This window comes from Streptomyces sp. NPDC048442 (assembly GCF_040651475.1).
In the GTDB taxonomy this organism is placed as follows: Bacteria; Actinomycetota; Actinomycetes; order Streptomycetales; family Streptomycetaceae; genus Streptomyces.
In genome coordinates this window covers 172,446-185,213 of record NZ_JBEZKB010000006.1, presented here as the reverse complement: position 1 = coordinate 185,213, position 12,768 = coordinate 172,446, and the positions used below count along the sequence as shown (strand labels likewise).

The 12,768-nt window shown below is 71.7% G+C and carries 15 protein-coding genes; 7 read left to right on the top strand and 8 right to left on the bottom strand.

Annotated features, from left to right (window positions below):
- Nucleotides 1-27: 27 nt before the first annotated feature.
- From AB0D18_RS11990 to AB0D18_RS11970, 5 genes are all read right to left on the bottom strand, one after another.
- Nucleotides 28-651: a helix-turn-helix domain-containing protein gene (locus AB0D18_RS11990; RefSeq protein WP_362415643.1), complete on the bottom strand. Its 624-nt coding sequence runs from the start codon at nucleotides 649-651 to the stop codon at nucleotides 28-30.
- Between the two features lie 190 nt (nucleotides 652-841).
- Entirely contained in the window at nucleotides 842-1,537 is a 696-nt protein-coding gene (locus AB0D18_RS11985) for an HAD-IA family hydrolase (protein ID WP_362415641.1), read from the bottom strand.
- 7 nt (nucleotides 1,538-1,544) lie between these two features.
- Complete coding sequence (locus tag AB0D18_RS11980; RefSeq protein WP_362415639.1) at nucleotides 1,545-2,210, bottom strand: phosphatase PAP2 family protein; 666 nt, start codon at nucleotides 2,208-2,210, stop codon at nucleotides 1,545-1,547.
- A 33-nt stretch (nucleotides 2,211-2,243) separates the two neighbouring features.
- Nucleotides 2,244-3,197, bottom strand: coding sequence for a M56 family metallopeptidase (locus AB0D18_RS11975; protein WP_362415637.1), 954 nt, complete (start codon nucleotides 3,195-3,197; stop codon nucleotides 2,244-2,246).
- A gap of 170 nt (nucleotides 3,198-3,367) precedes the next feature.
- Nucleotides 3,368-3,931, bottom strand: a complete 564-nt coding sequence (locus AB0D18_RS11970; protein WP_362415635.1) for a DUF5134 domain-containing protein — start codon at nucleotides 3,929-3,931, stop codon at nucleotides 3,368-3,370.
- Nucleotides 3,932-4,109: 178 nt separating this feature from the next.
- Here AB0D18_RS11970 and AB0D18_RS11965 point away from each other — a divergent pair, with 178 nt between their 5' ends.
- Nucleotides 4,110-4,658, top strand: a complete 549-nt coding sequence (locus tag AB0D18_RS11965) for a GNAT family N-acetyltransferase (RefSeq protein ID WP_362415633.1) — start codon at nucleotides 4,110-4,112, stop codon at nucleotides 4,656-4,658.
- Nucleotides 4,659-4,698: 40 nt separating this feature from the next.
- Here the strand turns inward: AB0D18_RS11965 and AB0D18_RS11960 are convergent, their stop codons facing one another.
- From AB0D18_RS11960 to AB0D18_RS11950, 3 genes are all read right to left on the bottom strand, one after another.
- On the bottom strand, nucleotides 4,699-5,382 hold the full coding sequence (locus AB0D18_RS11960; RefSeq protein WP_362415631.1) for a glycerophosphodiester phosphodiesterase family protein: 684 nt from the start codon (nucleotides 5,380-5,382) through the stop codon (nucleotides 4,699-4,701).
- 38 nt (nucleotides 5,383-5,420) lie between these two features.
- Nucleotides 5,421-5,546 (bottom strand): hypothetical protein, encoded by a 126-nt coding sequence (locus AB0D18_RS11955; protein WP_362415629.1) that lies wholly within the window; start codon nucleotides 5,544-5,546, stop codon nucleotides 5,421-5,423.
- Nucleotides 5,547-5,651: 105 nt separating this feature from the next.
- Entirely contained in the window at nucleotides 5,652-6,392 is a 741-nt protein-coding gene (locus AB0D18_RS11950; protein ID WP_362415627.1) for a PadR family transcriptional regulator, read from the bottom strand.
- A gap of 52 nt (nucleotides 6,393-6,444) precedes the next feature.
- Here AB0D18_RS11950 and AB0D18_RS11945 point away from each other — a divergent pair, with 52 nt between their 5' ends.
- From AB0D18_RS11945 to AB0D18_RS11920, 6 genes are all read left to right on the top strand, one after another.
- A complete protein-coding gene (locus AB0D18_RS11945; RefSeq protein WP_362415625.1) occupies nucleotides 6,445-7,566 on the top strand; it encodes an LLM class flavin-dependent oxidoreductase in 1,122 nt (373 codons plus the stop codon).
- 12 nt (nucleotides 7,567-7,578) lie between these two features.
- Nucleotides 7,579-8,589, top strand: a complete 1,011-nt coding sequence (locus AB0D18_RS11940) for an alpha/beta hydrolase (RefSeq protein ID WP_362415623.1) — start codon at nucleotides 7,579-7,581, stop codon at nucleotides 8,587-8,589.
- An 81-nt stretch (nucleotides 8,590-8,670) separates the two neighbouring features.
- On the top strand, nucleotides 8,671-10,068 hold the full coding sequence (locus tag AB0D18_RS11935) for a DUF6421 family protein (protein WP_362415621.1): 1,398 nt from the start codon (nucleotides 8,671-8,673) through the stop codon (nucleotides 10,066-10,068).
- Nucleotides 10,069-10,094: 26 nt separating this feature from the next.
- Nucleotides 10,095-10,856, top strand: a complete 762-nt coding sequence (locus AB0D18_RS11930) for an SDR family NAD(P)-dependent oxidoreductase (protein ID WP_362415619.1) — start codon at nucleotides 10,095-10,097, stop codon at nucleotides 10,854-10,856.
- A 137-nt stretch (nucleotides 10,857-10,993) separates the two neighbouring features.
- Nucleotides 10,994-12,082 (top strand): low specificity L-threonine aldolase, encoded by a 1,089-nt coding sequence (locus tag AB0D18_RS11925; protein WP_362415944.1) that lies wholly within the window; start codon nucleotides 10,994-10,996, stop codon nucleotides 12,080-12,082.
- Nucleotides 12,083-12,166: 84 nt separating this feature from the next.
- Nucleotides 12,167-12,760 carry a transglutaminase domain-containing protein gene (locus AB0D18_RS11920; RefSeq protein WP_362415617.1) on the top strand — a complete coding sequence of 198 codons (594 nt, stop codon included), beginning with the start codon at nucleotides 12,167-12,169 and terminating at the stop codon, nucleotides 12,758-12,760.
- Nucleotides 12,761-12,768 lie beyond the last annotated feature (8 nt).

Below are 12,768 nucleotides of genomic sequence, written 5' to 3'. Positions count from 1 at the left end.
CTCGGGCCACGGCCCGACCGCCTCTGATCAGCCGGTTCTCGTGCCGCCGGGCGGATCCCCGTCCGGCGGCACTCCGAGCTCCCAGGCCAGCCCGTACCGCTGGAACAGCTCCGCCCGCAGCCGCGCCAGCGGCGTCGGCGCCCCGGGCAGCAGCAGCGCGAACACCGTGCCCATCAGCAGCGCCCGCAGCAACGTGTACTCCGTCTCCGGCTCCGCCGCCCCGTACCGGACCATCGTGCCCCGCAACACCTCGGCCAGCTGCTGCTGCTCGGGGCACTGCACGAAGCCCTCGGCCTGAAGAATGCCCGCCATGTGCGTGCGCATCAGCACCGGGTGCGCCAGGGCCATCCCCAGTACGGCGTCCACCGCACGCGCCAGGACCTCCCGCCCGTCCGCCGCGGCCGGCTCCCGCTCGATCGCGGACCGGATCGTACGGTGCATCAGCCGGTGCACCGCGGACTGCAGCAGCTGCCGCTTGCCGGGGAAGTAGTACGACACCAGGCCCCGCGCGGAACCGGCCCGGTCCGCGATGTCCGCCAGCGTCGTCGCCTCGTACCCGCGCTCGCCGACGAGCTCCACCGTCGCCTGCAGGATCCGCTCGCGGGAACGGCGCCGCAATTCTTCGTTGACCGATGCGCTGCGCGGGGCCATGCTGTAACTCCTGCGTTGACTGGCTGAGAGCCAGTATACTCAGTGGGCGTTTCGCACCCGTTTCTTTGAAGCGGTCCTGCGGGAACGCTCTCCGCTTTGGGCGACGCGGGGGATCGCCCAAAGCGGACGGCGCGGGCGGGCCCCGGGAGACACTCCCGGGGCCCGCCCGTCGCCACGACGCCGGCCGGGCTCAGTCGAGCATCTCCAGCACCGGGCGCAGTCCGTCCGGGCGCTCCGGTGCGGGCAGATGGTCCACGAAGTGCACCGCACAGCCCAGCGCGGCGGCCCCGCCGTCCGCGGTCCTGTCGTCGCCCACCATCAGCACCCGGGCCGGATCCTGGCCCAGGGTTTCGAGTGCCGTACGGAACAGCCGGGGATCGGGCTTCTGCACACCGTGCTCGTACGACAGGACGTAGGCGTCGACGAACGGGTCCAGGCCGTGGGCCCGGAACACCGGACGCAGGTCCCAGCCGATGTTGCTCACCACCCCCACCGCGACACCGCGCGCGTGCAGCTCCCGCAGGACCTCCAGGGCGTCCGGGTACGGCTGCCAGGCGGCCGGGAGCATGTGGCGTTCGTACAGTGCGTCGTGCAGTGCGTCGTGGGGGAGCCGCACCTGGCGGGAGAGGCCCGTGAAGGCCGCGCGGTGGAGCTCCGTGCTCTCGTCCCGGGTTGCCCACAACCCGGCCAGCGCGGGCGGCACTTGACGCGGTGGCGGCCCGCCGGGCTGTGCTCCGGCCTCCTCCAGCAGCGCGGCGTACCGCTGCAGGTCCTCGTCCGGCGCGGCCGGGGCGGGGCCGCCGAGTACGGCGTCCACCCAGGAGCGGGTCGGTTCGATGCGCAGCAGCGTGCCGGAGAAGTCGAAGAGCACGGCTTTGATCGTCATGCGGAGATCATCCCCGTGGCGCGGTCCGCTGCGTGTAAAGGGCGGCCGAGAACAGCACCACCGCCACCCCGAGCAGCCAGCCCCCGAGGACGTCGGAGAACCAGTGCACGCCGAGATACAGGCGGGTGAACCCGACGCCGACGACCGACACCATCCCCGCCACCAGAAGTCCCGTCCGCGCCGCGCGCGGCGCTCCGTACAGCCGCAGCAGCCACAGGAGAAGGCCGAAAGTGACCGTTGCTGTCATCTCGTGACCGGAAGGGAAGGCAGCGTAATGAGCGGAATCGACCGGGTCGGGCCACTGTGGACGCTCGCGCCCGACAGCGGCCTTCAGCGTCTGCTGCAGGAGTGCGCCGACCGCGCTCGTCGCCACGATCCACAGGGCGAGCAGCCGGTCGCCGCGCAGCAGCAGCCAGCCGAAGACCACCGCCACCACCGCCCGCATCGCCCACGGGTCCCACACCCAGTCGGAGAGGATCCGGTTGGCCCGGGTGGCCCCCGGAGCATCCACCGCCCAGCGGTGCAGCCCGTTCGCGAGATCGCCGTCGAGCGAGAGCAGCGGCCCCCACCCGGCGGCCACCAGGACCAGCAGCACCGCGAAGGCGGCGGTGAACAGGGCACCCGCGAGGAGCACCGGAGGGCGGGAGTACGGGGCGGGAGCGGGGGAGCGCATGGGGTGATCCTTGCCGACCTGTGGCGGATCAAGCTATCCGAGCGCGCTGAGACCCGGCACGAACGCCACCACGAGCGGTACGACGGGCACCAGCGCCGACGCCGCCGTCAGCCGCAGCCGGCGGGCCGGGCTGAGCCTGGGCACCGGGGCCAGCAACCGGTTCACCCGCTGCGGAAGACCGGCGTCCGGAGTCGGGCAGGGGCCGAACACCCCGCGGTGCTCGTTGAGTTCGACCAGTGCGAGCGCCGTCGTCAGCCGGCCGAACCGCCGGGACGCCATGTCGTCGGCGGCCAGCTCCACCAGCCGGTGCATCTCGTCCCGGAACGCGGCGAACACCGGAATCTGCGGGAAGCCGTTCGCCAGCGCGCCCGAGCAGTGCAGCAGCCAGTCGTGCCTGGCCCTGGCGTGTCCCTGCTCGTGGGCCACCACCGCGTCCAGCTGACGGCCCTTGAGACGGCGCAGGGCCGCCGTGGTGATGACCAGCCGGGACTCGGTCCCGGGAAGCCACCAGGCGTCCGGCCGCTCCTCCTCCAGCACGACGAGACGGTCCCCGCCCTGCTGCGCCGTGGCCTGCTCCTCCTCGCCCGGCAGCACCGGCGCCCGCACGAGCAGCTCCGCACGGCGCTGCCTGCGCCCGGTGCGTGCCCGGTGGACCTCCCGGGTCAGCATCGCGCCCGTCCACACCCCGCAGCCGGCCAGGACGACCGCGAGGACCGCCGACCACGGGCCGTACGCACCGAGGGCGTACGCCTCGACGACCCCGTGCGGCGCGGACGCGAAGACGTGTCCCCGCACCAACTGCCAGGCGGCGGCCGCACTGAACGTCATGGCGAGCGCGAAGCACAGCAGCACCGCACCCACCACGCACTGCCACATCCACAGCGCGACCACGGGTTCCCGTTCCCGCCAGTCGGTGGCCGCGAGCAGACGCGGAGCCGTCACGGCGGTCAGCAGGCCGAGCAGCAGCAGAGCCAGGGAGACCATCATGAGGCCCAGCCTATGAGGGCGGCCCCGTCCCCGGGTACGGGAGCGGTCGGGGAAGTGACGTACGACTCACCGGTCGTCGAGGCGGGTTCGCCGGGGCGGCACAAGGCCGACAGCATGCCGGGGCCGTACCGGGCCGGCCGTATGCCGGTGCCTCACAGGGCCAGCAGCCCTCACAGGGCCAGCAGCATGGTGAACATGCCCAGCGCCATGGACAGGCGGCAGGCGAGCGCCAGTTCGGGACGGGCGCCCCAGGTGAGGGTGGTGCCCGACGGCGTCGCGGCGGCCGGCAGCGGGATCAGCCGTGCCCCCGCCCGCAGCACGTACCCCACGTAGTACGCCAGCAGCACCCCGGTCAGCAGCGGCACCCCGCCCGCCGCCACAGACCCGTGCTCCGCATGACCACCACCGGCGCCGGGGCCGGGTGCCATGGCCACCGCCATGTACACCATCGCCGCGGAACCGATCAGATGGTGCAGATGGTGGGAGCCCCGGACGCCGCCGCGGACCCACCACAGGGCCCGCAGCGCCGCGGCTCCGAACACCGCCGCGTACACCGCCCAACTCCAGTCCGGCGGGGCGAACACGGCGGCGGGCACCGCCATCACCGCCATCCCCAGGCCCATCAGCGCCTCGCCCCCGGCGACCCCGCGATCCGCCCGCGGCCCGCTGCGCATCCGCAGCAGGCAGTACGCACTCGTCACCCCGCACAGCGCCACCAGCAGCCAGCCGGACATCGCCGCTCCGTGCACGGCGTACCTCCCGTTCGGGTCCACCACGACTTGTCGACAGGTCGAGGAGTCGATGCCCGCTATGACCGGGGCGCACGCACGCGCAACGGCACACGGGGGGAGCACGGGCCGCGTTAGGGTCGGATTCGCCGTCGAACCGAACGACACGAGGGACAGACCCACCATGGACACCACTTCGCGCCCGGCCCCCGGGGAACTCGTCTTCCGTGACGCCGTCGAGAGCGACGCGGAGGCACTCGTCGCGCTCATCGAGTCGGCCTACCGCGGTGACAGCAGCCGTGCGGGATGGACCACCGAGGCCGACATCCTCGAAGGCCGGCGGACCGACTCCGAGGGCGTCCTGGCCGTCGTCACCGACCCGGACAGCCGGCTGCTCACCGTCGAGCGCGACGGGGAACTGGTCGCCTGCTGCCAGCTCGAACACCGGGGCGACGCCGCCTACTTCGGGATGTTCGCCGTACGCCCGGGGGCCCAGGGCGGCGGCCTCGGCAAGGTGATCATCGCGGAGGCGGAGCGCCTGGCGCGGGAGATGTGGAAGGTGCGCGAGATGCACATGACCGTGATCTCCGTACGCGACGACCTCGTCGCCTGGTACGAGCGCCGGGGCTACCGCCGTACGGGAAGGATGACGCCCTTCCCGTACGGCGACGAGCGCTTCGGCATTCCGCAGCGCGACGACCTCCAGTTCGAGCTCCTGCTCAAGGAGCTCTGAGCCGGGCCCGGCCGCTGCACAGCCCCGCGGTCCCGCGGGGTCAGGCCATGAAGCGGCCGGTCCTGCGGATCTCCGGGAAGTCGGTGGTCACCCCGTCCAGTTCCAGCGCGTGGGCCAGCCGCAGCTCGTCGGGGGTGTTCACCACCCAGCCGATCACCCGCAGCTTCTCCGCGTGCGCGCGCCGTACGGTCTCCAGGGTGAGCCGCTGCAGATCGACCACGACGGCGCCGGCCCCCACGCCCAGCGCACGGTCCACCACCTCCGGCCCGTAGAACTGCGCGACCAGCGCCGTCCGCACCCCGGGCAGCAGGGCCGAGATCCGGGCGAGGGCCTCGTCGTGGAACGACAGCACCTCGACGCGCTCCACCAGGCCGCGCCGCTGCATCACCTCGGCGAGCGCCCGCGCGGCGGCCACGTCCTTGATCTCCGCCTGGAGCGGCGCGGAGACGGCGTCCAGCACCTCCTCGAAGAGGGGGACTTGCTGTCCGCCGCCCGCGTCCAGGGTGCGCAGCTCGGCGAGCGACATGTCGCAGATGGGGCCGTGGCCGTCCGTGGTGCGGTCGACGTCGGCGTCGTGCATGACGACGAGCCCGCCGTCCTTGCTCAGATGCAGATCGAGTTCGATGACGTCCATGCCCGCCTGCTGGGCGTGGAGGAAGGAGCTCAGGGTGTTCTCAGGTTCGACACCCATGACTCCGCGATGACCGATGGTGAGGAAAGACAAGGCGATCTCGCTTCCGTCGACGGCGGCTCAAAGCGAGATTAACGGCCCGCCTCGGCAACGGAACCCACCTGGCGCGAGGAAGTGGAATCTTCGAACTGGGTACCCGCGATTCCCAGGATCAGACCGGTGGCGAGGGCGGCGAGAAGGAGGGCACGCATGTTCATGGGGGACGGCTCCAGGCGCATCGGGGGGTGACGTCGGGCCGTACGGTCGCGACGAGGACAGGGTGCGACCGTCCTACCGCCTTCCGTGGCCCGGTCTGCGCTACTTCACCCGTCCGTGGGCGCGCCCGACGGGCGTTGACCGGCCGCTCCCGGAGGGCGCTGACCGGCTGCATCCGCCGGGAGCTGACCGACCGCTCCCGGAGGGCGCTGACCGGCTGCATCCGCCGGGAGCCGACCGGCCGCTCCCGGCGGGCCGATTTCCGCGAGATCGGCCAGCATCGCCCGCGCCAGCTCCAGTTCGGCCAGCTGCTGCCGCTCGGCCCAGCGCAGCGCCACCTGCGGGTGCGCCCAGTCCGCCACCCCCTCGGCCCGCTCCAGTGCCTCCCGTACGTCCGCCAACTCCCGCTCCGTGCGCGCGACATGCTCCCGTACGCGGGCACGCAGCCGCACCGGGTCGGCGAGGTGGCCCAGCCAGACGCGCAGCACGAGCGGGTGCTTCAGCACGGCGGGGCCCGTCTCCCCGGTGCCGTCCGCCCATCCGGTGAGCGCGTCGCGGCCCGCGGTGGTGATCGCGTAACGCCGCTTGGTGCGCGGCTCCTCGGGCCCTGAGCGGCTCGACGTGACGTATCCCAGCGCCTCCAGACGGCGCAGCTCCGCGTAGATCTGGCTGATCGCGGGCGCCCAGTAGAAGAAGCGCAGCGAGGAGTCCGCCCACTTCTTCAGCTCGTACCCGGTGCGCTCGCCGGGGAAGGACAGCAGGCCGAGCACCGCCCAGGCGGTGGGCGGGAGTTGGGGAAGACCGTCCTGTCGTGCGTCTTGCTTCTTCGAGACCTGACGACTAGTCATATGGCGAATTGAAGTAAGGGTGGAGCACGGAAATCAACCCCCTGGAGGGGCCGTGAAATTCTCAGTCGTCTTCGAGGCCCAACTGGCCGACCCCACTCCCGAGCGCGAGCACCAGGTCATCCGCGACAGCGTCGAACAGGCCGTCCTGGCCGAGCAGATGGGGTTCGACCGGATCTGGGCCGTCGAGCACCACTCCCTCAAGTGGTACGCGCACATGTCTGCCCCGGAGATCTTCCTGACCTGGGTGGCCGCGAAGACCACGACCATCCGGATAGGACACGGCGTCGTCTGCATGCCGTTCGCCTTCAACCACCCCGCGCGGGTGGCCGAACGCGCCGCCATGCTCGACCTGTTGTCCGGCGGGCGGCTCGACCTCGGAGCGGGGCGCGGCGGTACGAAGCAGGAGACCTCGCTGTGCGGCGTGGACCCGGACCGTACGACCCGGGAGGTCGAGGAGGCGCTGCGCATCATCGGCCGGGCCTGGCAGGAGGAGGAGCTGGAGTACCACGGCGAGCTCATCGACATCGACCCGCACCCGATCCTGCCGCGTCCCCGGCAGCTGCCGCACCCCCCGCTGTTCCTCGCGTGCAGCCGCACCGAGACGCTCATCCAGGCCGCCGAACTCGGCGTCGGAGCCCTCGCGATGGGCTTCGCGGGCCCCGGGGCGATCACCGAGATGCGGGCGGCGTACGACTCGGCGCGCGCAGCCCGCAGCGACGCCCGCTTCGTGTCGAGCGTCGTCAACGACCACTTCTCGGTGCTCTGCCCGACCATCGTCCTCGACGACGGCGAGCGGGCCCGGAGCATCGGCGTGCGCGGCCAGCGCTTCTTCGCGCAGTCGATCGGCCACTGGTACGGCGGCGCCGGCATCCCCGACGAAGCGGTCGTGGCGGGCGCCGACGAGGGCGCCGAGATGCGCAGGGCCGCCGAGCAGGTGGTCGCCCGGCTGCACGAGCAGCGGATTCCGGTACGCCCCACCGCGACCGCCACCTTCCACGCCGACCACGCGTACGGCACCGCCGACGACGCCATCGCGTACGTGGAGCGGCTGCGCGAAGCGGGCGCCGACGAGATCATGTGCCTGATCCAGATGGGCACGGTGCCTCAAGAGGCATGCCTGGAGACCCTCCGTCAGTGGGGGGACAAGGTCATCCCGCACTTCCGTGAGGCGTGAGGAGGCCCGACGGTGGCGGCACCTGAGAACGACCGGCTCGACCCCGCGGCCCGTCCCCTCGTCGACCTCTTGAGCAGCGCTTTCCCCGACCTCGGCGGCGCCGTCACCGACGCGGCCGAAGCGCGGCGCATCCTCGCAGCCAGGCCCGCACCGGCGGCCGAGCCCCCGGCGGTGGGTTCCGTGGCGGACCGCACGGTCCCCGGGCCCGCCGGGGCGCCCGGGATCCCCGTACGCGTCTATCTGCCGGACCGCCCCGCCCCGTACCCCACCGTCGTCTTCTTCCACGGAGGCGGGTTCAGCATCTGCGGTCTCGACTCCCACGACGGCACGGTGCGCAGGATCTGCCGGGGCGCGGGCGCGGCGGTCGTCTCGGTGGACTACCGGCTCGCCCCCGAGGCGCCCTTTCCGGCGGCCGTCGAGGACGCGTACGCCGCCGTGCGGTGGGTCGCCGAGCACATCAAAGAGGCGGGCGGCGACCCCGGCGCCCTGGTCGTCGCAGGCGACAGCTCCGGCGGTGCGCTCGCCGCGGTCACCGCACGGCTCGCACGCGAGCGCGGCGGCCCGGACCTCGCGCTCCAGGTGCTGCTCTACCCGGCGCTCGACGCCGCCCAGGACACCGATTCGTACCGTCGCAACGCCTCCGGCTACTTCCTGACGGCGGCCCACATGCGGTGGTTCTGGGAGCAGTACCTCGGCCCCGAGGGCCCCGGGAGTGCTGCGGCACGCCACCCGGACGTCTCCCCGCTGCGCGCCGCCGACCTCTCCGGGCTGCCGCCCGCGCACGTCCTGACGGCGGGCTGCGACCCGCTGTGCGACGAAGGCAGGGAGTACGCCGCGGCTCTGCGGGCAGCAGGGGTAGAGGTCGGGGAGCAGCACTTCCCGGCGATGTTCCACGGGTTCCTCGGATTCACCGGGCTCCTCGCCGATTCCCGTACCGCCATGGCCGCCGTCACCGCAGCCATCGCCGCCGTCGGGGTGTCCGGCAGGAAGAATTTCGGTGATCTGGGGGGTGGGGCAGGATAATTTCTTCTGGCACCTCTTGTGCGGAGGAACCACGCGTGGATACGGTTTCTTGACGCGAGGTTCTCCCGTGGAGGAAGTGACATGACGCAAATTCTGGTGCAGGACATTGCTGGTGGAGGCATAGCCGAGGCCTCGCGGGTGATCGATCACCCGGCCTGGGGCGTGCTCAGGGGCGCGGTCGAGGAGATCCGGCCCTGGCAGTCCGCCGACGGCTCCATCGACTTCGACGCCGACGGCGCCCCGGCCCGTACGGCCGTGGAAGCGGTGTGCGGCCGGGTGATCACCGCGGTGGAGGAACTCTCCCCGATGCTGCCGCACGACGCCGCCTACCACCGGGCGCTCGTCGCCGACCTCCGGGCCTGGGCGGACTCCGCCTTCGCCGTCCCGGACTTCCTGGACTCGCTGCTCGCCTTCCAGCCCGCCCAGTCGCGCGCCGACGGCCTCCAGCACCTCGTCGTCTTCCCGATGTACACCCAGAACGGCAACCCGGACCGCAACCTCGAAGCGGTCGTGCTGCGCATGGTGTGGCCCGAGTGGCTGGCGGAGCTGGAGCGCACCCGCTACGACAACCCGCTGTTCTGCGGCATCACCTTCGAGGACTTCACCTCCGGGTACGACACCAACTCCGCCGTGCTCTTCCCCGAGACGATCGCCGTGCGCCAGGCGCCGGAACGATTCACCTGGGGTGGCATCTTCTGCGACCGCGAGGCGGCCCGCTTCCGTGCCGTCACGGAGGCCGCCGTGGACATCCTCGGCCTCGACCTGCCCGACGACATCCGCGCGATGGTCGGCGACCAGGACCGCTGCCAGGAGGCCTTCGTGCTGTGGGACATGGTCCACGACCGCACGCACAGCCACGGCGACCTGCCCTTCGACCCCTTCATGATCAAGCAGCGGCAGCCGTTCTGGATGTACGGCCTGGAGGAGCTGCGCTGCGACCTCACCGCCTTCAAGGAGGCCGTGAAGCTGGAGGCCGACGGCGTGCCGCAGGGCCGCGACGTACAGTTCGCGGTGCTCTTCGACCGGATGTTCCGCTTCCCGGTCTCCGGCGAGCGGGTGCGCAACTACGACGGCCTCGGCGGCCAGCTGCTCTTCGCGTACCTGCACAAGCACGACGTGGTGCGCTGGACCGACAACACCCTCAAGATCGACTGGGAGCGGGCGCCGCAGGTCACCAACCAGCTCTGCGCCGAGATCGAGGACCTGTACCGGGCGGGCATCGACCGCCCGAAGCTGGTGCACTGGTTCGCCGCGTACGACCTGGTGGCGGGCTATCTCGCCCCGCACCCGGGGTCGCGCTGGGCGAAGGGTCCGGACGCCCTGGACCTGTCGCTGCCGCCGCGGAAACTGGTCGACGACGTGCTTCCCGACGAGTTTCCGTTGAGCATGTTCTATGAGGCGCTTTCCAAGAAACTGAAGTCCGTGATCGCCTCCACCAAGGGGATCACCGCGGCGGGCGCCGAGCGGGTGGCCGCGTGAGCTCCCGCGCCCAGGAGGCGACCGACATGAACGCTGTCAACACTCCCGAGGGCCCGCTGGACGGGGCCGTCATCGCGGTGGCAGGGGCGGCGGGGCCCGCAGGGCGCGCCACTTTGCTGCGGCTCGCGGAGGCCGGTGCCACGGTCGTCGGCGCGGACGCCGACGCGGCCCGTCTCGCGGAGGCCGTGGACGCGGCCCGTTACGCACACGGCGGCGCGACCGTCACGGGCGACACCGTCGACCTGCTCGACCTCGACGCGACCCGTGCGTGGGCGGAGAAGACCGAGAAGGAGTTCGGCCGGATCGACGGCATGGTCCACCTCGTCGGCGGCTGGCGCGGTTCCGCGACCTTCGCGGAGACCGACCTGGCCGACTGGGACCTGCTCGAGAAGCTGCTGATCCGCACCGTGCAGCACACCTCGCTCGCCTTCCACGACGGGCTGCAGCGCAGCGACCGGGGCCGGTACCTGCTGATCAGTGCGGCCGGTGCGTCCAAGCCGACCGCGGGCAACGCCGCCTACGCCGCGTCCAAGGCCGCCGCCGAGGCGTGGACGCTCGCCCTCGCGGACGCCTTCCGCAAGGAGGGGGGCGAGGAGGGGCCGCGTACCGCTGCTGCCATCCTGGTGATCAAGGCTCTGGTGCACGACGCGATGCGCGCCGAGCGCCCGAATGCGAAGTTCGCGGGCTTCACGGACGTCACGGAGCTGGCCGAGGCCATCGCCGGGGTCTGGGAGCGGCCCGCCGCCGAAGTGAATGGACAGCGCCTGTGGCTGACCCCCAAGCCGTGACGGATTCCGCGACCGGTTCCGCGACCGACGCAGCGGCGAACGCCGTGACGAGCACAGTGACGGATGCAGTGACGAACGCAGCGACGGATTCAGTGACCACGACGACGACCGTGACGACGACCACGACCACCACCTCCGTGGCCGGTCCCGCGAACCCGCCCAGGACCGACGCCCGCCGCCACCACGACCCGTCCGTACGGGGCTTCGCCAGCGACAACTACGCGGGCGCCCACCCCGAGGTCCTGGCCGCCCTGGCCCTCGCCAACGGCGGGCACCAGATCGCGTACGGCGAGGACGACTACACCGCGCACCTCCAGCAGGTGGTGCGCGGCCACTTCGGCGCGTCCGCCGAGGCGTTCCCGGTGTTCAACGGCACCGGCGCCAACGTCGTCTCGCTCCAGGCACTCACCGACCGCTGGGGCGCGGTGATCGCCGCCGAGAGCGCCCACATCAACGTCGACGAGGGCGGTGCCCCCGAGCGGATGGGCGGGCTGAAGCTGCTCACCGTGCCGACCCCGGACGGCAAGCTCACCCCCGAGCTGATCGACCGGCAGGCGTGGGGCTTCGACGACGAGCACCGGGCGATGCCCCAGGTCGTCTCGATCACCCAGAACACCGAGCTCGGCACGGTCTACACACCGGACGAGATACGCGCGATCTGCGACCACGCCCACCAGCACGGCATGAAGGTCCACCTCGACGGCGCGCGGATCGCCAACGCGGCGGCCTCCCTCGACGTCCCGATGCGCACGTTCACCAACGCGGTCGGCGTCGACATCCTGTCGTACGGCGGCACCAAGAACGGCATGCTCTTCGGCGAGGCCGTGATCGTCCTCAACCCGGACGCGGTCCGGCCGATGGCGATGAAGCGGCTGCGCAAGTCGTCAATGCAGCTCGCCTCGAAGATGCGCTTCGTGTCGGTGCAGCTGGAGGCGCTGCTCGCCCGTGACCTGTGGCTGCGCAACGCCCGGCACTCCAACGAGATGGCACAGCGGCTCGCCGCGGGTGTCCGTGGCGTCGACGGCGTGGAGATCCTCTATGAGGTGCAGGCGAACGCGGTGTTCGCACGGCTGCCGCACGACGTGAGCGAGCGGCTGCAGAAGCGCTTCCGGTTCTACTTCTGGGACGAGGCGGCCGGCGACGTGCGCTGGATGTGCGCGTACGACACCACGGAGGACGACGTGGACGCGTTCGTACAGGCGCTCAAGGAGGAAATGTCCCGCTGAGCAGCACCCGTAGAACTGCATAGATATGCGACCGACCGAAAAGATATTGACTCTCGGTCGGTCGCATTCCTATGCTCACCAGCCATGGAACTGATCCAGGAGACCCCGGACCTGTCCGCCTTTTTGGCGGCCGACGAGGCCGTCGACCATCACCACCCGGTCGTACGGAAGACGGCCGCACGCCTCGCCGGGCAGGCCGCCGATTCATATGCATACGCCCGGGCGGCCTTCGAGTACGTACGGGACACCGTCCCGCACTCGGCCGACTCGGGGGACCTGCGCGTCACCTGGCGCGCCTCGGACGTCCTGGCGCAGAGCACCGGAATCTGCCACGCCAAGGCCCACGCCCTGGCGGCCCTGCTGCGGGCGGAGGACATCCCCACCGCGCTCTGCTACCAGCGCCTGGAGTACGACGGGGCGAGCGGCCACTGTGTGCACGGGCTGGTGGCCGTACGGTTCCACGGCGCATGGCACCGGCAGGACTGCCGGGGCAACAAGGAAGGCGTGGACGCGCAGTTCTCGCTCGACGGCGAGCGGCTGGCCTGGGTACCGGTGGGGGAGCGCGGCGAAGCGGACTATCCGGTCCTGTACGCCGCACCCCACCCGGCCGTGCTCCGCGTCCTCAAAGAGGCGCCGGACCGGCCACACCTGTGGGACGCCCTGCCGAACGCGCTGTGAAGCGGTCG